Here is a 23,115-nt window from a genome sequence, read left to right as displayed (position 1 = left end):
CAAGGGTAACGCAAAATCGTGACAAATAAAAAACCCGGTCGCGAGAAACCACCGGGTTTGATAATTATCCTGGGGAAATCAGCGTTTGCTGATCTGATCGAACGTACCGCCGTTAGCAAAATGCTCTTTTTGCGCTTTCGTCCAGCCGCCGAACTCTTCATCAATGGTGAATAACTTCAGCTTTGGAAACGCATTTTCGTACTTTTTCGCCACCTCAGCGTCGCGCGGACGGTAGTAGTTTTTCGCGGCAATTTCCTGACCTTCTGGCGAGTAGAGATATTTCAGGTAGGCTTCCGCCACCTCTTTAGTACCTTTTTTCTCGACCACTTTATCGACCACCGACACGGTTGGCTCTGCGAGGATAGACTCACTCGGCGTGACGATTTCGAATTTATCTTTCCCCAGTTCATTCGCTGCCAGCAGAGCTTCGTTTTCCCAGGCAATCAGTACATCGCCAATTCCGCGCTCGACAAAAGTGTTAGTGGAGCCACGCGCGCCAGAATCCAGAACTTCGACGTTTTTATACAGTGCCCGAACAAAATCCTGTGCTTTTGCCTGATCGTTGTTGTTGTGATGCAGCGCGTAGCCCCAGGCTGCCAGGTAGTTCCAGCGCGCGCCACCAGAGCTTTTCGGATTAGGCGTGATCACCGAAACACCCGGTTTAATCAGATCGTTCCAGTCATGGATCTGCTTCGGATTTCCCTTACGTACCAGGAAAACAATGGTGGAAGTGTACGGTGCGGAGTTATCCGGCAGACGTTTGATCCACTCTTTATCAATCCGCCCGCGTTCCGCAATTGCGTCCACGTCATAGGCCAGAGCCAGCGTGACAACATCAGCTTCAATACCGTTGATTACCGACGTCGCTTGTTTACCTGAGCCACCGTGTGACTGACGAATCACCACGTTATCACCAGTTTGCTGTTTCCAGTGGGCGCTGAATGCCTTGTTGTACTGTTCGTACAATTCGCGCGTTGGATCATATGAAACGTTAAGAAGCTGAATATCCTTTGCCATAACGCTGGTTGCCGCCAGCAAAAATGTTAACCCTACGCCCCACTTGTTCATCGCCCGACTCTCTTATGTTGTGTTGTGATGAGCAAAGCGTGCCAGAAGGTTAACCAAACATTAAAGAATAAAAAAAGATTGGCTATAACTTGCGGGTATATGTTGAGGGATTAAAAAGGCGGAAGAAATCCGCCTCATATTGCTGACAAAGTGCGCTTTGTCCATGCCGGATGCGGCGCGAACGCCTTATCCGGCCTACAAAAGTTTGCAAATTCAATAAATTGCAGAATTCATGTAGGCCTGATAAGCGAAGCGCATCAGGCATTTTTGCTTCTGTCATCGGTTTCAGGGTAAAGGAATCTGCCTTTTTCCGAAATCATTAATACAGTTTTTTCGCGCAGTCCAGCCAGTCACCTTTGAACGGACGCTTCATGTTTTCGATAGCGTCGATGATGTCGTGGTGAACCAGCTGTTCGTTCTGGATACCTACACAACGACCGCCGTAACCTGCCAGCAGCAGATCGATAGCGTAAGCGCCCATACGGGAAGCCAGAATACGGTCGTAAGGCACCGGAGAACCACCGCGCTGGATGTGGCCCAGCACAGTTGCGCGGGTTTCACGACCGGTTTCTTTCTCGATGAAATGCGCCAGTTCGTCAACATCACACATATGTTCGGTAATCGCCACGATCGCGTGTTTTTTACCTTTCGCGATACCCGCTTTGATTTCGTTTACCAGGTCTTCACGGCTGAATTCAACTTCCGGAACCACAACGAATTCACAGCCACCGGCAATGGCCGCAGCCAACGTCAGATCTCCACAATAACGGCCCATCACTTCCACCACGGAAATACGCTGGTGAGAAGAAGAGGTGTCACGCAGACGGTCGATCGCTTCTACAACGGTGCTCAGCGCAGTGAAGAAACCGATAGTGTAGTCAGTGCCTTTGATGTCGTTGTCGATAGTGCCCGGCAGACCGATGCACGGGAAGCCCATTTCGGTCAGACGCATTGCACCCATGTAGGAACCGTCACCGCCGATAACCACCAGCGCGTCGATACCACGTTTTTTCAGGTTTTCGATAGCCACGGCGCGGATGTTCTCGTCGCGGAATTCCGGGAAACGCGCAGAACCGAGGAACGTACCGCCACGGTTGATCATGTCAGACACGCTGTAACGGTCTAGCTGTACCATACGGTCTTCATACAGACCCAGATAGCCGTCATAAATACCCATTACTTCCAGACCTTCTGTCAGCGCAGAACGAACAACCCCGCGAATTGCGGCGTTCATGCCTGGCGCATCACCGCCGCTTGTCAACACACCGATTTTCTTAATCATGACTACCTCTGAACTTTGGAATGCAAAATGAAATCTGTTGCCGGAAGTCTTCTTGCACATCGAAGTGATCCAACGAATGTGCAAATAGTATAACAATCACTTCCTGCTGAATTGATTCAGGTCAGGCCAAATGGCGGTATTTTATACACAAAATGCGGGTCTGGCTCTCTTTTATACTGATTATGAAAGCATAGACCGTTTACCCTCCCTGGGTACGACGGAACAGGGGTCCTGATGGATAATTACATCCGATCCCGGAAAACGCCGTAAAATAGCCTGCTCTACCTGATCCGCCACCATATGTGCCTGAACCAAAGGCAGAGAGTCTTCCATTTCCAAATGAATCTGAATAAAGCGGGTCGGCCCTGACTGCCGCGTGCGAAGATCGTGAGCGCCGCTAACACCCGGCCAGGAAGTCACGATATCAATAATTTCTTGCCGTTCCTCATCAGGTAATGCGCGATCCAGTAATGACTGTACTGCCTCATATCCCATGCGTAACGCGCTATATAAAATATAGATGCCGATTCCCAATGCAAACAGAGCATCGGCGCGATGCCAGCCGTACCAGGACAACCCCAGCGCCAGCAGAATTGCGCCGTTCATCATAACATCAGACTGGTAATGTAGCATATCAGCCCGCACCGCCTGGCTTTGCGTCCGGCGCACCACCCAACGCTGAAACGAGACAAGGATAATCGTACAAATTAGCGCCACAATTGTCACGATAACCCCGACGCCTGGATCTGTCATCGGTGTTGGAGATATCAGATGTTGAATACCTGTCAAAAACAGGAATAGTGCCGAACCGGAGATAAACATACTTTGCGCCAGCGCCGCGAGGGACTCAGCTTTACCGTGACCAAACGAGTGATTATCGTCGGCAGGTTGCAGGGAATATCGCACCACCAATAAATTCGTCAACGACGCGCCGATATCCACCAGCGAATCCACCAGCGCGGCGAGAATACTCACCGACCCGGTATACCACCATGCAAAAATTTTAATCAGCAATAGCAGCGAAGCCATCGCCGTCGCAGCAATCGCCGCCCGACTGACCAGCCGTCCATAAGATTGATTCATAAATACTCCCGCTATCAACTGACGCTAGTATAACGGAAGCAAATCATCTGCAATGCATTAAGCAGCAGGCAAATTGAGGATAAAAAAAACCCCCACATCATGTGGGGGAAGACAGGGATGGTGTCACAAAAAAGCACCTAACCTGATGATATAAATGGATTTATATCAAGCACTGTCCACATAGCGTCCACATCGACCATAAATAAAGCCCCTTAACTGAGGGGCTATTTTTGTGATCACATCCACATAATTTGCTGCCCTGACGGCAACGGATGCGGTCTTACAGCGTGGACTTCTCCCGGCTTCACGATGTATCGCTGTACCGACTCATAAGTGATGAACGTGGCGCTGCAATTCACGTTCTGACACTGGTGATAACGCTCTTTTGTCGTGTCAGTGATATAGCGACTTGTACGCGCATGTGCGGCATGCTGGCATAAAGGACAATGAAACATCGCGAGCACCTCTTCCGGTTTTGTTGATGGTGCCATTTTAGTTAATTTACCCTTATAAAACAAAAAGATAAAAACAAAACATCACTCATCATCTTCTGTTTCGTACTCCACATCAGAAAGCCTGACCTCAAGCTCTAAGGACGTCGTGAAGCCGCTATTATTCAGAAAATGTGTCACCTTAGTGATTGTCCAGTCCTGCTCGTCTATGACGCGCTTAAAGCCTGACACTTTGACCGGTGTTTCCGTGTAAATATCTGCCCGACCGGTAGCCAGGCTGATGGAGAACTCCGCCACGCCCCGTTGCAGCTTATCCCACTTCGCCTGAGCGGCGCGCATGGCCTGCGCTTTCGTGGCATATACCGTGGTCAGGGCAAAAACGTTGTCAGCCTCACCGGCCATGTATTCACCTTCGCGCGCTTCCGGTACTTTTGGCGCTTTCTTCTGCGTGACTGGTTTCGCTTTCGGGTGCTCCAGTGCGCGCAGGTGTTTCTCTTTCTTTTTGCGTTTCAGTTTTACCTTCTGCTTTTGCGGCTTCGGGTCTTTGGTGTGAAGCCACTTTGCCGTTACGCCGGTATCCGGCATGTTCACAAAATTAATTCAATTGGATGAATTTTCCGGGCAACACCCAATTCACGGACTGCCGCCACTGACGGAGGCCAACCCTGAAATGACGTTCCTGGAAAAAGCAGAAATCGAAAAACTGTTAAATGTTTTGGCTGGTGATGACTTACTTGTCGCGCTTTTATGTCTGAGCACTGGAGGAAGATGGACGGAAGTTGCCACGCTAAAACCAGCACAGATTACAAATTGCAGGGTTACCTTCCTGAAAACCAAAAACGGTAAAAAGCGAACCGTGCCGATTTCTGAGGAACTGGAGAAAAAAGTTAAAGAGGAGGCCAGCGCCAAATTATTCAAAGTTGATTATGAGAAATTTTGCGGGATTTTACGCAGAGTGAAACCTGATATACCACCCAATCAGGCAACCCACATCCTGCGGCATACATTCGCAAGCCATTTCATGATGAATGGGGGCAATATAATCGCACTGCAACAGATTCTGGGACATGCGAGCATTCAGCAGACGATGGCCTATGCGCACCTTGCGCCTGACTATCTGCAAAATGCCGTCGCTCTGAATCCACTAAAAGGCGGAGTGACGTTATAAATTTCCCCCTCTGAGTGTCCACATAGTGTCCACACTCAAGAAATTTTGAAACCGCTCCAAACCCTTACAGCTTTCGATAAGTACCTGTTTTTACTTTTGATTGCATGTAAGTAATTGATAAAAAAAACCCCCACATCATGTGGGGGAAGACAGGGATGGTGTCTATGGCAAGGAAAACAGGGTTTACTACTGGGAACGTGAGTTGCTACTACTCAATAGCTTCAACGATGAACTTTTTTGCCATTGCGTCACGTCACGCAACTGCTCCATTCGTTGTTGATGTTTCTCGTTTAAAACCGCTTGCTGCTCCGGCGTTAACAGGCGATACATTTGGTTGCGGACTTTTGCCATCTCAACCTGACGAGCAATTTGCTCATTCGCCATTTTTTCTGCCTGTGCGCGCACAGCGTTTTCATCAAAATTTTCTGCGGTGACAAGGCGATGCATTGTCTCCAGTTCGCTAACATTAACAGGAGGCTGTTCGTGCCGGGCCTGTTGCATAAGATCTCGCATCTGCTGACGCTGATGTTCGGTTAAACTTATGCCGTCGAACATATGGCTCTGCGTACTGCGCTGCGTAAGTTCTTCACCCGGATGCCAGTTATCGCCTGAACCGACTTCAGCAGCGTGGCTTAATGAACTGACTGCCAGCGTTGAGGCCATGACGGCAGCGGTAACTATGCGCATCATTTGCTCCCAAAATCTTTCTGTCGCGATTCAACGATAGAGAGTTTACGATTCAGGCTGCAAACATGCGTCAGGGGGTGTAAAACAACGTAAAGTCATGGATTAGCGACGTCTGATGACGTAATTTCTGCCTCGGAGGTATTTAAACAATGAATAAAATCCTGTTAGTTGATGATGACCGAGAGCTGACTTCCCTATTAAAGGAGCTGCTCGAGATGGAAGGCTTCAACGTGATTGTTGCCCACGATGGGGAACAGGCGCTTGATCTTCTGGACGACAGCATTGATTTACTTTTGCTTGACGTAATGATGCCGAAGAAAAATGGTATCGACACATTAAAAGCACTTCGCCAGACACACCAGACGCCTGTCATTATGTTGACGGCGCGCGGCAGTGAACTTGATCGCGTTCTCGGCCTTGAGCTGGGCGCAGATGACTATCTCCCGAAACCGTTTAATGATCGTGAACTGGTGGCACGTATTCGCGCGATCCTGCGCCGTTCGCACTGGAGCGAGCAACAGCAAAACAACGACAACGGTTCACCGACACTGGAAGTTGATGCCTTAGTGCTGAATCCAGGCCGTCAGGAAGCCAGCTTCGACGGGCAAACGCTGGAGTTAACCGGTACTGAGTTTACCCTGCTCTATTTGCTGGCACAGCATCTGGGTCAGGTGGTTTCCCGTGAACATTTAAGCCAGGAAGTGCTGGGCAAACGCCTGACGCCTTTCGACCGCGCTATCGATATGCACATTTCCAACCTGCGTCGTAAACTGCCGGATCGTAAAGATGGTCACCCGTGGTTTAAAACCTTGCGTGGTCGCGGCTACCTGATGGTTTCTGCTTCATGATAGGCAGCTTAACCGCGCGCATCTTCGCCATCTTCTGGCTGACGCTGGCGCTGGTGTTGATGTTGGTTTTGATGTTACCCAAGCTCGATTCACGCCAGATGACCGAGCTTCTGGATAGCGAACAGCGTCAGGGGCTGATGATTGAGCAGCATGTTGAAGCGGAGCTGGCGAACGATCCGCCCAACGATTTAATGTGGTGGCGGCGTCTGTTCCGGGCGATTGATAAGTGGGCACCGCCAGGACAGCGTTTGTTATTGGTGACCACCGAAGGCCGCGTGATCGGCGCTGAACGCAGCGAAATGCAGATCATTCGTAACTTTATTGGTCAGGCCGATAACGCCGATCATCCGCAGAAGAAAAAGTATGGCCGCGTGGAACTGGTCGGTCCGTTCTCCGTACGTGATGGCGAAGATAATTACCAACTTTATCTGATTCGTCCGGCCAGCAGTTCTCAATCCGATTTCATTAACTTACTGTTTGACCGCCCGCTATTACTGCTGATTGTCACCATGTTGGTCAGTACGCCGCTGCTGTTGTGGTTGGCCTGGAGTCTGGCAAAACCGGCGCGTAAGCTGAAAAACGCTGCCGATGAAGTTGCCCAGGGAAACTTACGCCAGCACCCGGAACTGGAAGCGGGGCCACAGGAATTCCTTGCCGCAGGTGCCAGTTTTAACCAGATGGTCACCGCGCTGGAGCGCATGATGACCTCTCAGCAGCGTCTGCTTTCTGATATCTCTCACGAGCTGCGCACCCCGCTGACGCGTCTGCAACTGGGTACGGCGTTACTGCGCCGTCGTAGCGGTGAAAGCAAGGAACTGGAGCGTATTGAAACCGAAGCGCAACGTCTGGACAGCATGATCAACGATCTGTTGGTGATGTCACGTAATCAGCAAAAAAACGCGCTGGTTAGCGAAACCATCAAAGCCAACCAGTTGTGGAGTGAAGTGCTGGATAACGCGGCGTTCGAAGCCGAGCAAATGGGCAAGTCGTTGACAGTTAACTTCCCGCCTGGGCCGTGGCCGCTGTACGGCAATCCGAACGCCCTGGAAAGTGCGCTGGAAAACATTGTTCGTAATGCTCTGCGTTATTCCCATACGAAGATTGAAGTGGGCTTTGCGGTAGATAAAGACGGTATCACCATTACGGTGGACGACGATGGTCCTGGCGTTAGCCCGGAAGATCGCGAACAGATTTTCCGTCCGTTCTATCGTACCGATGAAGCACGCGATCGTGAATCTGGCGGTACAGGTTTGGGGCTGGCGATTGTTGAAACCGCCATTCAGCAGCATCGTGGCTGGGTGAAGGCAGAAGACAGCCCGCTGGGCGGTTTACGGCTGGTGATTTGGTTGCCGCTGTATAAGCGGAGTTAAACTTCGCATTTGCAGGCAGGATAAGGCGTTTACGCCGCATCCGGCATTTGAGCAGGATGCCTGATGCGACGCTGATAGCGTCTTATCAGGCCTACACTCCGGGGGTTATTTTCCCCACAACCGGCGGGAAAAATCTTCGATCTTGCCGCTCAGTCGGCGCTTTTGCATCGTCCGCGTCCAGCTTTTCGATAACCCGGCAGCGGAGAGTAAACGGTGATATTGATCGTCATCAAACGGCATATGCCATGCGATGGCGGCAGCCTCCTGCACGGTCACATCGCTGACACGGGAAACCAACTCCAGCGGCGCGTCCGCAGACACTTTCCCTGGCGCTATCACGCTATACAACCACCCCACCTTACCTGTGTTTTGCATCAACTGCGCTATATCGCTGATATCAAAATGGTAATTGAGTTTATAGCAAGGCGAGCGCGGCTGGCTGACCTGAATTAATGCCTCTCCCCAGCGGAAAATATCGCCCATATAAACATTACTTTCCGTCAGGCCGTCGGTTGAGAGGTTTTCACCAAACGCAGGCGCAACAAACAACTCCGCCTGTTCCGGAAATTCCCGCGCCCAGTAGAGATAATGCTCACGAGGATAATGACACAGCGCTCTGTCTGGCCCGCCGTGAACCTTTTTCTCCGCCTGCTCGTCACCTTCCAGCCCCAGCTCCGTCAGCATCAACTCACCATCAACCTGGATTTTAGCAATTGCGCTGGGTTTGCCTTCGGGATAAGCCTGAATCTTGCCTGTGTATACATCAACCGGATATCGCATCTGTTCCCTCTCCACGAGAAATTTCCCCATTAGACCATATTTATTTTATGTCAGGCGTGCTGTTTTCGCGGTAAGTATCCAGGCAGGAACTCAATAGCAAACCGGACGAACGTTAGTTCATCCGGCTGTGGGGATTAAGGAAGCAGGTTTATTTCACCGTACCTAAAATTTCGATTTTCGCTGCTCTGGCTTTGACTTTACGTGACCAGATAGAGGTAAGAATTGGCACCAGAATCGAAGTCACAATGACCGCCGTCGCTACCAGCGAAGTTGCTGCCGGAGCCATCGGTTTAAACGCAGGCACCATTTCTGCAATCAGCACAGGTGTCGCTACCGCGGCCCCTGCGGAACTGGAAGCGGCAATTCCGGCAGTGCCATCGCCACCGCCAATCAATTTATCGGCGATAATCAACGGAATACCGGTCACGATAATTACTGCCACACCCAACAGGATCCCCAGCAAACCAGTCTGGGCAATCACAGTCAAATCAATGGTATTGCCCAGCGCGAAGGCAAAGAATGGAATCAGCGTTTGCACCGCTTTGCTGAAAAATTCTCGCAATTCAGGGTCAAGGTTCCCCAGGGCAAAGCCCACCAGGAACGGTAATACTGCGCCGACGAAAACATGCGGTTCAAACGAGGCAATCCCGGCAGTGCCCAGAATAATCATCGTCATGAGCGGCCCGGACTCCAACGACATCAACACAAATGCCCCAGCTTCTTCTTTTGTGCCGTACTGCTGCATGATGGAAGCGTAAAGTCCGCCATTGGTCATATCCATCGCCGCCACCAGCGCCAGCGTTGAAAGTCCGGCAAAGAATCCAACTTCAACACCATGTTCCGGAATAATACGCGAGGCAATTGCCGCAACCACCCACGCGACGGCAATTTTAGTTACCACCAGCGTACCGGATTTACGCAGTACCGTTCCCGTCGCGCTTAATTTTATTGACGCCCCCATGCAAAAAAACCACACCGCCAGAATGGGCACCGTACCGGTAATCATCCCGTTGGTGAATGATCCAAAATATTTCCCCGCCCCCGGCGAGAAGGTGTGGCACAGTGCGCCAAGGAATAGCGGGACGAGCATCATCCCCCCCGGGATTTTCTCAATCGAGCGTTTTATCTGCATTTCCATCACCTGTCGGCATATTTTTAAGGGCTGATGCGTAATTCCTCAATGGAGCATCAGTGTTGATGGAAACGAAGATAGACATTCATTTAATCAATAAAAGTGATCAAAACCACATTAATTGAAACGCTGTTTTATTTTTATCGGATCATTGTTTTTATTTTGAAATTGATCACAAAAAAACCACCGCCGTTGGCGATGGTTCATTTTTTAAGCTGATATGCGGCCTATACGCCTCATTGCAGCAGGCGGCAAATGATTATTTTTTCGCCGCAAAACGTGCCGCTGCTTCGTCCCAGTTCACCACGTTCCAGAACTCTTTAATGTAGTCCGGACGGCGGTTCTGGAATTTCAGGTAGTAAGCATGTTCCCACACATCCAGGCCCATAATCGGGAAGCCGGAAGCGCCAGAAATAGCTTCACCCATCAGCGGAGAATCCTGGTTAGCAGTAGAAACCACCGCCAGTTTATCGCCTTTCAGCACCAGCCATGCCCAGCCGGAACCAAAGCGGGAAGCTGCCGCTTTTTCAAATTCTGCTTTGAAGTTATCAACGGAGCCGAAGTCACGTTCGATAGCCGCTTTCAGGTCACCCTGCAGGGTGGTGCCTTTTTTCAGACCTTTCCAGAACAGGCTGTGGTTAGCGTGACCGCCAGCGTTGTTGCGCAGTACGGTTTTCTTGTCTGCTGGCAGCTGGTCCAGTTTGGTGATCAGCTCTTCAACCGGCAGGTTGGCAAATTCTGGCAGGCTTTCCAGCGCCGCGTTGGCGTTGTTTACGTAGGTCTGATGGTGTTTGGTGTGGTGGATTTCCATGGTCTGCTTATCGAAGTGCGGTTCCAGGGCATCGTAAGCATACGGCAGGGATGGCAGGGTATAGCTCATATTCATCTCCAGTATTGTCGGGCGGCCGATTGTTAATGCCGCGTAAGCAGTTGGTTCATTATAGTTAATTAAATGATATTGAAAATGATTATCAATGCCGTACTTTTCGTAAGGGTATGGTTTTGCAGGAAAATGCCCGAGATGTGAAGCAAATCACCCACTTAATGCCGTGATTGCCAGTAAATCGACAACGGCGGCAACAGGCGAAAGGTTAATCGACAGCACGATTTTTACACTCATCTCGTCGGAGATGTGACGCGACGAAAAATGATGAGGATAAGAAGATGAGTAACGCGATTACGATGGGGATATTTTGGCATTTGATCGGCGCGGCCAGTGCAGCCTGTTTTTACGCTCCGTTCAAAAAAGTAAAAAAATGGTCATGGGAAACCATGTGGTCAGTCGGTGGGATTGTTTCGTGGATTATTCTGCCGTGGGCCATCAGCGCCCTGTTACTACCGAATTTCTGGGCGTATTACAGCTCGTTTAGTCTCTCTACGCTACTGCCTGTTTTTCTGTTCGGCGCTATGTGGGGGATCGGTAATATCAACTACGGCCTGACCATGCGTTATCTCGGCATGTCGATGGGAATTGGCATCGCCATTGGCATTACGTTGATTGTCGGTACGCTGATGACGCCAATTATCAACGGCAATTTCGATGTGTTGATTAGCACCGAAGGCGGACGCATGACGTTGCTCGGCGTTCTGGTGGCGCTGATTGGCGTAGGGATTGTAACTCGCGCCGGGCAGTTGAAAGAGCGCAAGATGGGCATTAAAGCCGAAGAGTTCAATCTGAAAAAAGGGCTGGTGCTGGCGGTGATGTGCGGCATTTTCTCTGCCGGGATGTCCTTTGCGATGAACGCCGCAAAACCGATGCATGAAGCCGCTGCCGCACTTGGCGTCGATCCACTGTATGTCGCTCTGCCAAGCTATGTTGTCATCATGGGCGGCGGCGCGATCATTAACCTCGGTTTCTGTTTTATTCGTCTGGCAAAAGTGAAAGATTTGTCGCTAAAAGCCGACTTCTCGCTGGCAAAATCGCTGATCATTCACAATGTGTTACTCTCGACACTGGGCGGGTTGATGTGGTATCTGCAATTCTTTTTCTATGCCTGGGGCCACGCCCGCATTCCGGCGCAGTATGACTACATCAGTTGGATGCTGCATATGAGTTTCTATGTATTGTGCGGCGGTATCGTCGGGCTGGTGCTGAAAGAGTGGAACAATGCAGGACGCCGTCCGGTAACGGTGTTGAGCCTCGGTTGTGTGGTGATTATTGTCGCCGCTAACATCGTCGGCATCGGCATGGCGAATTAATCTTTCTGCGAATTGAGATGACGCCACTGGCTGGGCGTCATCCCGGTTTCCCGGGTAAACACCACCGAAAAATAGTTACTATCTTCAAAGCCACATTCGGTCGAAATATCACTGATTAACAGGCGGCTATGCTGGAGAAGATATTGCGCATGACACACTCTGACCTGTCGCAGATATTGATTGATGGTCATTCCAGTCTGCTGGCGAAATTGCTGACGCAAAACGCGCTCACTGCACGATGCCTCATCACAAAATTTATCCAGCGCAAAGGGACTTTTCAGGCTAGCCGCCAGCCGGGTAATCAGCTTATCCAGCAACGTTTCGCTGGATGTTGGCGGCAACGAATCACTGGTGTAACGATGGCGATTCAGCAACATCACCAACTGCCCGAACAGCAACTCAGCCATTTCGTTAGCAAACGGCACATGCTGACTACTTTCATGCTCAAGCTGACCGATAACCTGCCGCGCCTGCGCCATCCCCATGCTACCTAAGCGCCAGTGTGGTTGCCCTGCGCTGGCGTTAAATCCCGGAATCGCCCCCTGCCAGTCAAGATTCAGCTTCAGACGCTCCGGGCAATAAATAATATTCTGCAAAACCAGATCGTTAACGGAAGCGTAGGAGTGTTTATCGTCAGCATGAATGTAAAAGAGATCGCCACGGGTAATGCGATAAGGGCGATCGTTGAGTACATGCAGGCCATTACCGCGCCAGACAATCACCAGCTCACAAAAATCATGTGTATGTTCAGCAAAGACATCTTGCGGATAACGGTCAGCCACAGCGACTGCCTGCTGGTCGCTGGCAAAAAAATCATCTTTGAGAAGTTTTAACTGATGCGCCACCGTGGCTACCTCGGCCAGAGAACGAAGTTGATTATTCGCAATATGGCGTACAAATACGTTGAGAAGATTCGCGTTATTGCAGAAAGCCATCCCGTCCCTGGCGAATATCACGCGGTGACCAGTTAAACTCTCGGCGAAAAAGCGTCGAAAAGTGGTTACTGTCGCTGAATCCACAGCGATAGGCGATGTCAGTAACGCTGGCCTCGCTGTGGCGTAGCAGATGTCGGGCTTTCATCAGTCGCAGGCGGTTCAGGTATCGCTGAGGCGTCAGTCCCGTTTGCTGCTTAAGCTGCCGATGTAGCGTACGCAGTGAAAGAGAAAATTGATCCGCCACGGCATCCCAATTCACCTCATCGGCAAAATGGTCCTCCAGCCAGGCCAGAAGCAAGTTGAGACGTGATGCGCTGTTTTCCAGGTTCTCCTGCAAACTGCTTTTACGCAGCAAGAGCAGTAATTGCATAAACAAGATCTCGCGACTGGCGGTCGAGGGTAAATCATTTTCCCCTTCCTGCTGTTCCATCTGTGCAACCAGCTGTCGCACCTGCTGCAATACGCTGTGGTTAACGCGCCAGTGAGACGGATACTGCCCATCCAGCTCTTGTGGCAGCAACTGATTCAGCCCGGCGAGAAACTGAAATCGATCCGGCGAGCGATACAGCACATTGGTCAGACACAGATTATCGGTATGTTCATACAGATGCCGATCATGATCGCGTACGAAACAGACCGTGCCACCGGTGATGGTATAGGGCTGCCCATTAAACACATGAATACCCGTGCCATGTTCGACAATCACAATTTCATGAAAATCATGATGATGTTCAGGAAAATCCGCCTGCGGGAGCCGGGGTTCTATCGCCACGGACGCGTTACCAGACGGAAAAAAATCCACACTATGTAATACGGTCATACTGGCCTCCTGATGTCGTCAACACGGCGAAATAGTAATCACGAGGTCAGGTTCTTACCTTAAATTTTCGACGGAAAACCACGTAAAAAACGTCGATTTTTCAAGATACAGCGTGAATTTTCAGGAAATGCGGTGAGCATCACATCACCACAATTCAGCAAATTGTGAACATCATCACGTTCATCTTTCCCTGGTTGCCAATGGCCCATTTTCCTGTCAGTAACGAGAAGGTCGCGAATTCAGGCGCTTTTTAGACTGGTCGTAATGAAATTCAGCAGGATCACATTATGACCTTTCGCAATTGTGTCGCCGTCGATCTCGGCGCATCCAGTGGGCGCGTGATGCTGGCGCGTTACGAGCGTGAATGCCGCAGCCTGACGCTGCGCGAAATCCATCGTTTTAACAATGGGCTGCATAGTCAGAACGGCTATGTCACCTGGGATGTGGATAGCCTTGAAAGTGCCATTCGCCTTGGATTAAACAAGGTGTGCGAGGAAGGGATTCGTATCGATAGCATTGGGATTGATACCTGGGGCGTGGACTTTGTGCTGCTCGACCAACAGGGTCAGCGTGTGGGCCTGCCCGTTGCTTATCGCGATAGCCGCACCAATGGCCTAATGGCGCAGGCACAACAACAACTCGGCAAACGCGATATTTATCAACGTAGCGGCATCCAGTTTCTGCCCTTCAATACGCTTTATCAGTTGCGTGCGCTGACGGAGCAACAACCTGAACTTATTCCACACATTGCTCACGCTCTGCTGATGCCGGATTACTTCAGTTATCGCCTGACCGGCAAGATGAACTGGGAATATACCAACGCCACGACCACGCAACTGGTCAATATCAATAGCGACGACTGGGACGAGTCGCTACTGGCGTGGAGCGGGGCCAACAAAGCCTGGTTTGGTCGCCCGACGCATCCGGGTAATGTCATAGGTCACTGGATTTGCCCGCAGGGTAATGAGATTCCAGTGGTCGCCGTTGCCAGCCATGATACCGCCAGCGCGGTTATCGCCTCGCCGTTAAACGGCTCACGTGCTGCTTATCTCTCTTCTGGCACCTGGTCATTGATGGGCTTCGAAAGCCAGACGCCATTTACCAATGACACGGCACTGGCAGCCAACATCACCAATGAAGGCGGGGCGGAAGGTCGCTATCGGGTGCTGAAAAATATTATGGGCTTATGGCTGCTTCAGCGAGTGCTTCAGGAGCAGCAAATCAACGATCTTCCGGCGCTTATCTCCGCGACACAGGCACTTCCGGCTTGCCGCTTCATTATCAATCCCAATGACGATCGCTTTATTAATCCTGAGACGATGTGCAGCGAAATTCAGGCTGCGTGTCGGGAAACGGCGCAACCGATCCCGGAAAGTGATGCTGAACTGGCGCGCTGCATTTTCGACAGTCTGGCGCTGCTGTATGCCGATGTGTTGCATGAGCTGGCGCAGCTGCGCGGTGAAGATTTCTCGCAACTGCATATTGTCGGCGGAGGCTGCCAGAACACGCTGCTCAACCAGCTATGCGCCGATGCCTGCGGTATTCGGGTGATCGCCGGGCCTGTTGAAGCCTCGACGCTCGGCAATATCGGCATCCAGTTAATGACGCTGGATGAACTCAACAATGTGGATGATTTCCGTCAGGTCGTCAGCACCACCGCGAATCTGACCACCTTTACCCCTAATCCTGACAGTGAAATTGCCCACTATGTGGCGCAGATTCACTCTACACGACAGACAAAGGAGCTTTGCGCATGACCACTCAACTGGAACAGGCCTGGGAGCTAGCGAAACAGCGTTTCGCGGCGGTGGGGATTGATGTCGAGGAGGCGCTGCGCCAACTTGATCGTTTACCCGTTTCAATGCACTGCTGGCAGGGCGATGATGTTTCCGGTTTTGAAAACCCGGAAGGTTCGCTGACCGGGGGGATTCAGGCCACAGGCAATTATCCGGGCAAAGCGCGTAATGCCAGTGAGCTACGTGCCGATCTGGAACAGGCTATGCGGCTGATTCCGGGGCCGAAACGACTTAATTTACATGCCATCTATCTGGAATCAGATACGCCAGTCTCGCGCGACCAGATCAAACCAGAGCACTTCAAAAACTGGGTTGAATGGGCGAAAGCCAATCAGCTCGGTCTGGATTTTAACCCCTCCTGCTTTTCGCATCCGCTAAGCGCCGATGGCTTTACGCTTTCCCATGCCGACGACAGCATTCGCCAGTTCTGGATTGATCACTGCAAAGCCAGCCGTCGCGTTTCGGCCTATTTTGGCGAGCAACTCGGCACACCATCGGTGATGAACATCTGGATCCCGGATGGTATGAAAGATATCACCGTTGACCGTCTCGCCCCGCGTCAGCGTCTGCTGGCAGCACTGGATGAGGTGATCAGCGAGAAGCTAAACCCTGCGCACCATATCGACGCCGTTGAGAGCAAATTGTTTGGCATTGGCGCAGAGAGCTACACGGTTGGCTCCAATGAGTTTTACATGGGGTATGCCACCAGCCGCCAGACTGCGCTGTGCCTGGACGCCGGGCACTTCCACCCGACTGAAGTGATTTCCGACAAGATTTCCGCCGCCATGCTGTATGTGCCGCAGTTGCTGCTGCACGTCAGCCGTCCGGTTCGCTGGGACAGCGATCACGTAGTGCTGCTGGATGATGAAACCCAGGCAATTGCCAGTGAGATTGTGCGTCACGATCTGTTTGACCGGGTGCATATCGGCCTTGACTTCTTCGATGCCTCTATCAACCGCATTGCCGCGTGGGTCATTGGTACACGCAATATGAAAAAAGCCCTGCTGCGTGCGTTGCTGGAACCTACCGCTGAGCTGCGCAAGCTGGAAGCGGCGGGCGATTACACTGCGCGTCTGGCACTGCTGGAAGAGCAGAAATCGTTGCCGTGGCAGGCGGTCTGGGAAATGTATTGCCAACGTCACGATACGCCAGCAGGTAGCGAATGGCTGGAGAGCGTGCGGGCTTATGAGAAAGAAATTTTGAGTCGCCGCGGGTAAACACTGCCGGATGCGGCGCGAGCGCCTTATCCGGCCTACGGGTCGTGCATCCGACAACACCGAATTTACAGGAACACAGAACATGCAAAACATTACTCAGTCCTGGTTTGTCCAGGGAATGATCAAAACCACCACCGACGCCTGGCTGAAAGGCTGGGACGAACGCAACGGCGGCAACCTGACGCTGCGCCTGGATGACGCCGATATCGCGCCTTATAAAGACAACTTCCATGCACAACCGCGCTATATCCCGCTCAGCCAGCCCATGCCTTTACTGGCAAATACACCGTTTATTGTCACCGGCTCCGGCAAATTCTTCCGTAACGTCCAGCTTGATCCTGCAGCTAACTTAGGCGTCGTAAAAGTCGACAGCGACGGCGCGGGCTACCATATTCTCTGGGGGTTAACCAACGAAGCCGTCCCCACTTCCGAACTTCCGGCTCACTTCCTTTCCCACTGCGAGCGCATTAAAGCCACCAACGGTAAAGATCGGGTGATCATGCACTGCCACGCCACCAACCTGATCGCCCTCACCTATGTACTTGAAAACGACACCGCGGTCTTCACTCGCCAACTGTGGGAAGGCAGCACCGAGTGTCTGGTGGTATTCCCGGATGGCGTTGGCATTTTGCCGTGGATGGTGCCCGGCACGGACGAAATCGGCCAGGCGACCGCACAAGAGATGCAAAAACATTCGCTGGTGTTGTGGCCCTTCCACGGCGTCTTCGGCAGCGGACCGACGCTGGATGAAACCTTCGGTTTAATCGACACCGCAGAAAAATCAGCACAAGTATTAGTGAAGGTTTATTCGATGGGCGGCATGAAACAGACCATCAGCCGTGAAGAGTTGATAGCGCTCGGCAAGCGTTTCGGCGTTACGCCACTCGCCAGTGCGCTGGCGCTGTAAGGAGCAAACATGATCCGCAAAGCCTTTGTCATGCAGGTAAACCCCGACGCCCACGAAGAGTATCAGCGTCGGCATAATCCCATCTGGCCAGAACTGGAAGCAGTGCTGAAATCTCACGGTGCGCATAACTACGCCATCTATCTCGACAAAGCGCGTAATCTGCTGTTTGCCATGGTAGAGATTGAATCTGAAGAACGCTGGAATGCGGTTGCCAGCACTGATGTTTGCCAACGTTGGTGGAAATATATGACCGATGTTATGCCCGCTAACCCGGATAACAGCCCGGTGAGTAGCGAGCTGCAAGAAGTGTTTTACCTACCGTAATTGCCCAATGTGCCAGAGATGCCTCCGGCACAATATTTTAAATTTCGATTTGAAAAATTAAACATATTACATCTCCCGGTAAGTTATATTTCCCTGATACATTGTGAGTAAATCACAAAAATAATGAATAACCCATTAATGATTCATGTGGTTTATTTAAATAACCATTATGTGCATTACTCCGCAAATCTGACCTTTCACTCTGTCTCAAATTGTCATTGTTTACCGACATATCGCCTCTCATCACTTAATCGCTCCACCATTACAATTGATTAAAATATATTTTATGGAGTCCGATTAATGGCAGCTCTTACTGCAAGCTGTATTGACCTGAATATTCAGGGCAATGGCGCTTATTCCGTTCTGAAGCAGTTGGCGACAATAGCGTTACAAAACGGTTTTATCACCGACTCACACCAGTTCCTGCAAACCCTGCTGCTGCGCGAAAAAATGCACTCTACTGGATTTGGTTCCGGTGTCGCCGTGCCGCACGGTAAAAGCGCCTGCGTTAAACAACCGTTCGTATTATTCGCCCGCAAAGCGCAGGCTATTGACTGGAAAGCCAGCGATGGCGAAGACGTCAATTGCTGGATCTGCCTCGGCGTGCCGCAAAGCGGCGAAGAGGATCAGGTCAAAATCATCGGCACACTGTGTCGCAAAATTATTCACAAGGAATTTATTCATCAACTGCAACAGGGCGATACCGACCAGGTGCTTGCCTTGTTAAATCAAACCCTCAGCTCATAAGGAAGTGGCGATGGAGTCATCCTTACGTATTGTCGCGATCACCAACTGCCCCGCCGGGATCGCTCACACCTACATGGTGGCGGAAGCCCTGGAACAGAAAGCCCGTTCTCTCGGTCATACCATAAAAGTGGAAACTCAAGGGTCCAGTGGCGTTGAAAACCGCTTATCCAGCGAAGAGATTGCCGCTGCCGATTACGTCATTCTCGCTACCGGGCGTGGCCTGAGCGGTGATGATCGCGCGCGGTTTGCCGGGAAGAAAGTTTATGAGATTGCCATCTCCCAGGCGTTGAAAAATATCGACCAGATTTTCAGCGAATTACCGACAAACTCGCAGCTTTTTGCCGCAGATAGCGGCGTGAAGCTTGGCAAACAGGAAGTGCAAAGCGGTAGCGTGATGAGCCACCTGATGGCGGGCGTCTCTGCGGCGCTGCCGTTTGTCATCGGCGGTGGTATCCTGGTGGCGCTTGCCAACATGCTGGTGCAGTTCGGTTTGCCGTATACCGATATGTCGAAAGGCGCGCCGTCGTTTACCTGGGTAGTTGAATCCATCGGTTACCTTGGCTTCACCTTTATGATCCCCATCATGGGCGCTTATATTGCCTCGTCGATTGCCGATAAACCGGCTTTCGCTCCGGCGTTTCTGGTTTGCTATCTGGCGAACGACAAAGCGCTGCTCGGCACCCAGTCGGGTGCGGGATTCCTCGGCGCGGTGGTGCTGGGGCTGGCGATTGGCTATTTCGTCTTCTGGTTCCGCAAAGTGCGCCTTGGCAAAGCATTACAACCGCTGCTCGGTTCAATGCTGATCCCGTTCGTTACTCTGCTGGTTTTCGGCGTGCTCACTTACTACGTTATCGGGCCGGTGATGTCCGACCTCATGGGCGGGCTGCTCCACTTCCTGAATACCATTCCTCCATCAATGAAGTTTGCGGCAGCGTTTCTGGTCGGTGCGATGCTGGCGTTCGATATGGGCGGCCCCATCAATAAAACCGCCTGGTTCTTCTGCTTCTCACTGCTGGAAAAACACATTTATGACTGGTACGCCATCGTCGGCGTTGTCGCGTTGATGCCGCCCGTTGCGGCGGGTCTTGCGACGTTCATTGCGCCCAAACTGTTTACCCGACAGGAAAAAGAGGCTGCCAGTAGTGCCATTGTGGTCGGTGCCACAGTCGCAACCGAACCGGCTATTCCTTACGCTCTGGCAGCTCCGTTGCCGATGATTACCGCCAATACGCTGGCGGGCGGCATTACCGGCGTGCTGGTGATCGCTTTCGGAATCAAACGTCTGGCACCTGGTTTGGGTATCTTTGACCCGCTGATCGGCCTGATGTCGCCGGTAGATTCGTTTTATCTGGTGCTGGCGATTGGCCTCGCGCTGAACATTTCATTCATTATCGTCCTGAAAGGATTGTGGTTACGCCGCAAAGCGAAAGCCGCGCAACAGGAGCTTGTCCATGAACATTGAGTTACTGCAACAGTTGTGCGAAGCCAGCGCCGTCAGCGGCGATGAACAGGAAGTTCGCGACATTCTGATAAACACGCTGGAACCTTGCGTTAATGAGATCACCTTTGATGGTCTGGGCAGCTTTGTTGCCCGTAAGGGGAATAAAGGTCCAAAAGTTGCCGTTGTCGGACATATGGATGAAGTCGGCTTTATGGTCACCCACATCGACGAGAGCGGTTTTCTGCGTTTTACCACCATTGGCGGCTGGTGGAATCAGTCGATGCTCAACCACCGGGTAACCATACGCACACACAAGGGAGTGAAAATCCCTGGTGTGATTGGTTCCGTCGCGCCTCATGCGTTAACGGAAAAGCAAAAGCAACAACCGCTGTCATTTGATGAGATGTTCATTGATATTGGCGCGAACAGTCGCGAAGAGGTGGAAAAGCGCGGCGTGGAAATTGGTAATTTTATTAGCCCGGAAGCCAATTTTGCCTGCTGGGGCGAAGATAAAGTGGTCGGCAAGGCGTTGGATAACCGCATCGGCTGCGCAATGATGGCTGAACTATTGCAGACGGTGAATAATCCCGAAATTACGCTGTATGGCGTTGGCAGTGTGGAAGAAGAAGTTGGGCTACGCGGGGCGCAAACCTCGGCGGAACACATTAAACCGGACGTCGTGATCGTGTTGGATACCGCCGTAGCGGGCGATGTTCCGGGCATTGATAACATTAAATACCCGCTGAAACTGGGCCAGGGGCCGGGGCTGATGCTGTTTGACAAGCGCTACTTCCCCAACCAGAAACTGGTAGCAGCGTTAAAAAGCTGTGCCGCACATAACGATTTACCGCTGCAATTTTCCACCATGAAAACCGGTGCGACGGATGGCGGGCGCTACAACGTGATGGGCGGCGGGCGTCCGGTTGTCGCGCTGTGTCTGCCAACTCGTTATCTGCACGCCAACAGCGGTATGATTTCAAAAGCCGATTACGAAGCTCTGCTCACGCTGATACGGGGTTTTCTGACGACCTTAACTGCGGAGAAAGTCAACGCGTTTAGCCAGTTCCGTCAGGTGGATTAATGCTAAACGAACGCCAGTTAAAGATTGTCGATCTGCTGGAGCAACAGCCGCGCACGCCTGGCGAGCTGGCGCAACAGACTGGCGTTTCAGGCAGGACCATCCTGCGTGATATTGACTATCTCAACTTCACCCTTAACGGCAAAGCCCGCATTTTCGCCAGTGGCAGTGCGGGCTATCAGCTGGAAATCTTCGAGCGCCGCAGCTTTTTTCAGTTGCTGCAAAAGCACGATAACGACGATCGGCTGCTGGCGCTGTTATTACTGAATACTTTCACTCCCCGTGCGCAACTCGCCTCGGCGCTTAATTTGCCAGAAACGTGGGTAGCAGAGCGTCTGCCCCGGTTAAAACAGCGTTATGAACGCACTTGTTGCCTGGCCAGCCGCCCTGGTTTGGGCCATTTCATTGATGAGACAGAAGAGAAACGCGTTATCTTGCTGGCGAACTTGCTGCGCAAAGATCCGTTTTTAATTCCGCTGGCGGGCATAACACGAGACAACCTTCAGCATTTATCCACGGCCTGCGACAACCAACACCGCTGGCCGCTCATGCAGGGTGATTATCTCTCCAGCCTGATTCTGGCGATTTACGCCCTGCGTAATCAACTGACCGATGAGTGGCCGCAATATCCCGGTGACGAGATAAAACAAATCGTTGAACATAGCGGTCTGTTTCTTGGTGATAACGCTGTAAGAACCCTGACGGGTTTGATAGAGAAACAGCATCAGCAAGCGCAGGTAATTTCAGCCGATAATGTGCAGGGGTTGCTGCAAAGGGTGCCGGGCATCGCGTCATTGAATATTATTGATGCGCAGCTGGTTGAGAATATTACCGGGCATTTATTACGTTGCCTTGCCGCACCAGTGTGGATTGCTGAGCACCGCCAGAGCAGCATGAATAACCTGAAAGCCGCCTGGCCTGCGGCCTTTGATATGAGTCTGCACTTTATTACGCTACTGCGTGAACAGCTCGATATTCCCCTTTTCGACAGCGATCTGATCGGTTTGTATTTTGCCTGTGCGCTGGAGCGGCATCAAAACGAACGCCAGCCGATCATTTTGCTCTCGGACCAGAACGCGATTGCCACCATTAATCAGCTCGCCATTGAGCGCGATGTTTTACATTGTCGGGTGATTATTGCCCGTAGCTTAAGCGAACTTGTTGCCATTCGCGAAGAGATTGAGCCGTTATTGATCATTAACAACAGCCATTATTTACTGGATGACGCGGTCAATAATTACATCACCGTAAAAAATATCATTACGGCTGCCGGTATCGAACAAATAAAACATTTTCTGGCGACGGCATTTATTCGCCAGCAACCGGAGCGTTTTTTCTCTGCCCCCGGAAGTTTTCATTATTCGAATGTACGCGGTGAAAGCTGGCAACATATTACCCGGCAAATTTGTGCGCAATTAGTGGCACAACACCATATTACCGCCGATGAAGCGCAACGGATCATCGCCCGCGAAGGCGAAGGTGAAAACCTGATTGTTAATCGCCTCGCCATCCCACATTGCTGGAGCGAACAGGAGCGACGTTTTCGTGGATTTTTTATTACCCTCGCCCAACCAGTTGAGGTGAATAACGAAGTCATTAACCATGTCTTGATCGCCTGCGCCGCCGCCGATGCGCGTCACGAGTTGAAAATATTCAGCTATCTGGCAAGCGTATTGTGTCAGCATCCGGCAGAGGTTATTGCCGGGTTAACAGGATATGAGGCATTTATGGAGTTACTTCACAAGGGGTGAACTGTGTCGGATGCGCCGCATCCGACACTG

General features: G+C 51.5%; 21 protein-coding genes and 2 pseudogenes. 12 read left to right on the top strand and 11 right to left on the bottom strand.

The window, feature by feature from the left end; genetic code table 11:
- Positions 1-78 precede the first annotated feature (78 nt).
- The 5 genes and pseudogenes from sbp to K0778_RS08470 form a co-directional block, all read right to left on the bottom strand.
- Positions 79-1,068 carry a sulfate/thiosulfate ABC transporter substrate-binding protein Sbp gene (gene sbp, locus K0778_RS08490; RefSeq protein WP_001045689.1) on the bottom strand — a complete coding sequence of 330 codons (990 nt, stop codon included), beginning with the start codon at positions 1,066-1,068 and terminating at the stop codon, positions 79-81.
- A gap of 319 nt (positions 1,069-1,387) precedes the next feature.
- Positions 1,388-2,350, bottom strand: a complete 963-nt coding sequence (gene pfkA / locus K0778_RS08485; RefSeq protein WP_000591795.1) for a 6-phosphofructokinase — start codon at positions 2,348-2,350, stop codon at positions 1,388-1,390.
- Between the two features lie 180 nt (positions 2,351-2,530).
- Positions 2,531-3,433, bottom strand: a complete 903-nt coding sequence (gene fieF / locus K0778_RS08480) for a CDF family cation-efflux transporter FieF (protein ID WP_001076742.1) — start codon at positions 3,431-3,433, stop codon at positions 2,531-2,533.
- A gap of 236 nt (positions 3,434-3,669) precedes the next feature.
- Complete coding sequence (gene ogrK / locus K0778_RS08475) at positions 3,670-3,888, bottom strand: prophage transcriptional regulator OgrK (RefSeq protein WP_000468308.1); 219 nt, start codon at positions 3,886-3,888, stop codon at positions 3,670-3,672.
- Positions 3,889-3,969: 81 nt separating this feature from the next.
- A pseudogene (locus K0778_RS08470) lies at positions 3,970-4,461 on the bottom strand (contractile injection system protein, VgrG/Pvc8 family); the annotation flags it as partial.
- Between K0778_RS08470 and K0778_RS08465 the strand changes: the two are divergent.
- Positions 4,460-5,053, top strand: a pseudogene (locus K0778_RS08465) (tyrosine-type recombinase/integrase); the annotation flags it as partial. The pseudogenes K0778_RS08470 and K0778_RS08465 overlap by 2 nt on opposite strands.
- A 186-nt stretch (positions 5,054-5,239) precedes the next feature.
- Here K0778_RS08465 and cpxP read toward each other — a convergent pair.
- Positions 5,240-5,740: a cell-envelope stress modulator CpxP gene (cpxP, locus tag K0778_RS08460; protein WP_001223800.1), complete on the bottom strand. Its 501-nt coding sequence runs from the start codon at positions 5,738-5,740 to the stop codon at positions 5,240-5,242.
- 149 nt (positions 5,741-5,889) lie between these two features.
- Between cpxP and cpxR the strand changes: the two genes are divergently transcribed.
- Together cpxR and cpxA are read left to right on the top strand one after the other, a co-directional pair.
- On the top strand, positions 5,890-6,588 hold the full coding sequence (gene cpxR, locus K0778_RS08455; RefSeq protein WP_001033722.1) for an envelope stress response regulator transcription factor CpxR: 699 nt from the start codon (positions 5,890-5,892) through the stop codon (positions 6,586-6,588).
- Positions 6,585-7,958, top strand: a complete 1,374-nt coding sequence (cpxA, locus tag K0778_RS08450) for an envelope stress sensor histidine kinase CpxA (protein ID WP_000580417.1) — start codon at positions 6,585-6,587, stop codon at positions 7,956-7,958. The genes cpxR and cpxA overlap by 4 nt, the downstream gene beginning before the upstream one ends.
- 105 nt (positions 7,959-8,063) lie before the next feature.
- Here the strand turns inward: cpxA and yiiM are convergent, their stop codons facing one another.
- From yiiM to sodA, 3 genes are all read right to left on the bottom strand, one after another.
- Positions 8,064-8,738 (bottom strand): 6-hydroxyaminopurine reductase, encoded by a 675-nt coding sequence (gene yiiM / locus K0778_RS08445; protein WP_001270260.1) that lies wholly within the window; start codon positions 8,736-8,738, stop codon positions 8,064-8,066.
- A 148-nt stretch (positions 8,739-8,886) separates the two neighbouring features.
- The gene (gene kdgT / locus K0778_RS08440; protein ID WP_001166063.1) at positions 8,887-9,870 is read right to left on the bottom strand and encodes a 2-keto-3-deoxygluconate transporter; all 984 of its coding nucleotides are present in this window, start codon (positions 9,868-9,870) and stop codon (positions 8,887-8,889) included.
- A gap of 259 nt (positions 9,871-10,129) precedes the next feature.
- A complete protein-coding gene (gene sodA, locus K0778_RS08435) occupies positions 10,130-10,750 on the bottom strand; it encodes a superoxide dismutase [Mn] (protein WP_000122641.1) in 621 nt (206 codons plus the stop codon).
- A gap of 284 nt (positions 10,751-11,034) precedes the next feature.
- Here sodA and rhaT point away from each other — a divergent pair, with 284 nt between their 5' ends.
- The gene (rhaT, locus tag K0778_RS08430) at positions 11,035-12,069 is read left to right on the top strand and encodes an L-rhamnose/proton symporter RhaT (protein WP_000063517.1); all 1,035 of its coding nucleotides are present in this window, start codon (positions 11,035-11,037) and stop codon (positions 12,067-12,069) included.
- On the opposite strand, the gene rhaR is transcribed toward rhaT, so the two are convergent.
- Together rhaR and rhaS are read right to left on the bottom strand one after the other, a co-directional pair.
- Positions 12,066-12,914 (bottom strand): HTH-type transcriptional activator RhaR, encoded by an 849-nt coding sequence (gene rhaR / locus K0778_RS08425; protein WP_001336056.1) that lies wholly within the window; start codon positions 12,912-12,914, stop codon positions 12,066-12,068. The two genes, rhaT and rhaR, sit on opposite strands and share 4 nt — an antisense overlap.
- A gap of 73 nt (positions 12,915-12,987) precedes the next feature.
- Positions 12,988-13,824, bottom strand: coding sequence for an HTH-type transcriptional activator RhaS (gene rhaS, locus K0778_RS08420; protein ID WP_000217137.1), 837 nt, complete (start codon positions 13,822-13,824; stop codon positions 12,988-12,990).
- 287 nt (positions 13,825-14,111) lie between these two features.
- Here rhaS and rhaB point away from each other — a divergent pair, with 287 nt between their 5' ends.
- From rhaB to K0778_RS08380, 8 genes are all read left to right on the top strand, one after another.
- A complete protein-coding gene (gene rhaB, locus K0778_RS08415) occupies positions 14,112-15,581 on the top strand; it encodes a rhamnulokinase (RefSeq protein ID WP_000144073.1) in 1,470 nt (489 codons plus the stop codon).
- A complete protein-coding gene (gene rhaA / locus K0778_RS08410; protein WP_001311268.1) occupies positions 15,578-16,837 on the top strand; it encodes an L-rhamnose isomerase in 1,260 nt (419 codons plus the stop codon). The genes rhaB and rhaA overlap by 4 nt, the downstream gene beginning before the upstream one ends.
- Positions 16,838-16,919: 82 nt before the next feature.
- Complete coding sequence (rhaD, locus tag K0778_RS08405) at positions 16,920-17,744, top strand: rhamnulose-1-phosphate aldolase (protein ID WP_001618991.1); 825 nt, start codon at positions 16,920-16,922, stop codon at positions 17,742-17,744.
- A gap of 9 nt (positions 17,745-17,753) precedes the next feature.
- Positions 17,754-18,068, top strand: coding sequence for an L-rhamnose mutarotase (gene rhaM / locus K0778_RS08400; RefSeq protein WP_000619493.1), 315 nt, complete (start codon positions 17,754-17,756; stop codon positions 18,066-18,068).
- Between the two features lie 300 nt (positions 18,069-18,368).
- Positions 18,369-18,815 carry a PTS fructose transporter subunit IIA gene (locus K0778_RS08395; RefSeq protein WP_000729595.1) on the top strand — a complete coding sequence of 149 codons (447 nt, stop codon included), beginning with the start codon at positions 18,369-18,371 and terminating at the stop codon, positions 18,813-18,815.
- 10 nt (positions 18,816-18,825) lie between these two features.
- Entirely contained in the window at positions 18,826-20,277 is a 1,452-nt protein-coding gene (locus K0778_RS08390) for a PTS fructose-like transporter subunit IIBC (protein WP_000446022.1), read from the top strand.
- Positions 20,267-21,337 carry an aminopeptidase gene (locus K0778_RS08385; protein ID WP_001019484.1) on the top strand — a complete coding sequence of 357 codons (1,071 nt, stop codon included), beginning with the start codon at positions 20,267-20,269 and terminating at the stop codon, positions 21,335-21,337. Before K0778_RS08390 ends, K0778_RS08385 begins: the two co-directional genes overlap by 11 nt.
- Positions 21,337-23,085: a putative frv operon regulatory protein gene (locus tag K0778_RS08380; protein WP_000931298.1), complete on the top strand. Its 1,749-nt coding sequence runs from the start codon at positions 21,337-21,339 to the stop codon at positions 23,083-23,085. The genes K0778_RS08385 and K0778_RS08380 overlap by 1 nt, the downstream gene beginning before the upstream one ends.
- Positions 23,086-23,115: the final 30 nt, after the last annotated feature.

The sequence above is a fragment of the Escherichia sp. XD33 genome (assembly GCF_019375075.1).
GTDB lineage: Bacteria > Pseudomonadota > Gammaproteobacteria > Enterobacterales > Enterobacteriaceae > Enterobacter > Enterobacter flexneri_A.
This window is presented reverse-complemented; position numbering and strand designations above follow the sequence as displayed.

Bases quoted from the DNA above. Each gene is read 5' to 3' on its own strand.
- sbp (WP_001045689.1), bottom strand. From the start codon at position 1,068: ATGAACAAGTGGGGCGTAGGGTTAACATTTTTGCTGGCGGCAACCAGC.
- pfkA (WP_000591795.1), bottom strand. From the start codon at position 2,350: ATGATTAAGAAAATCGGTGTGTTGACAAGCGGCGGTGATGCGCCAGGC.
- fieF (WP_001076742.1), bottom strand. From the start codon at position 3,433: ATGAATCAATCTTATGGACGGCTGGTCAGTCGGGCGGCGATTGCTGCG.
- ogrK (WP_000468308.1), bottom strand. From the start codon at position 3,888: ATGTTTCATTGTCCTTTATGCCAGCATGCCGCACATGCGCGTACAAGT.
- cpxP (WP_001223800.1), bottom strand. From the start codon at position 5,740: ATGCGCATAGTTACCGCTGCCGTCATGGCCTCAACGCTGGCAGTCAGT.
- cpxR (WP_001033722.1), top strand. From the start codon at position 5,890: ATGAATAAAATCCTGTTAGTTGATGATGACCGAGAGCTGACTTCCCTA.
- cpxA (WP_000580417.1), top strand. From the start codon at position 6,585: ATGATAGGCAGCTTAACCGCGCGCATCTTCGCCATCTTCTGGCTGACG.
- yiiM (WP_001270260.1), bottom strand. From the start codon at position 8,738: ATGCGATATCCGGTTGATGTATACACAGGCAAGATTCAGGCTTATCCC.
- kdgT (WP_001166063.1), bottom strand. From the start codon at position 9,870: ATGCAGATAAAACGCTCGATTGAGAAAATCCCGGGGGGGATGATGCTC.
- sodA (WP_000122641.1), bottom strand. From the start codon at position 10,750: ATGAGCTATACCCTGCCATCCCTGCCGTATGCTTACGATGCCCTGGAA.
- rhaT (WP_000063517.1), top strand. From the start codon at position 11,035: ATGAGTAACGCGATTACGATGGGGATATTTTGGCATTTGATCGGCGCG.
- rhaS (WP_000217137.1), bottom strand. From the start codon at position 13,824: ATGACCGTATTACATAGTGTGGATTTTTTTCCGTCTGGTAACGCGTCC.
- rhaB (WP_000144073.1), top strand. From the start codon at position 14,112: ATGACCTTTCGCAATTGTGTCGCCGTCGATCTCGGCGCATCCAGTGGG.
- rhaA (WP_001311268.1), top strand. From the start codon at position 15,578: ATGACCACTCAACTGGAACAGGCCTGGGAGCTAGCGAAACAGCGTTTC.
- rhaD (WP_001618991.1), top strand. From the start codon at position 16,920: ATGCAAAACATTACTCAGTCCTGGTTTGTCCAGGGAATGATCAAAACC.
- rhaM (WP_000619493.1), top strand. From the start codon at position 17,754: ATGATCCGCAAAGCCTTTGTCATGCAGGTAAACCCCGACGCCCACGAA.
- K0778_RS08395 (WP_000729595.1), top strand. From the start codon at position 18,369: ATGGCAGCTCTTACTGCAAGCTGTATTGACCTGAATATTCAGGGCAAT.
- K0778_RS08390 (WP_000446022.1), top strand. From the start codon at position 18,826: ATGGAGTCATCCTTACGTATTGTCGCGATCACCAACTGCCCCGCCGGG.
- K0778_RS08385 (WP_001019484.1), top strand. From the start codon at position 20,267: ATGAACATTGAGTTACTGCAACAGTTGTGCGAAGCCAGCGCCGTCAGC.
- K0778_RS08380 (WP_000931298.1), top strand. From the start codon at position 21,337: ATGCTAAACGAACGCCAGTTAAAGATTGTCGATCTGCTGGAGCAACAG.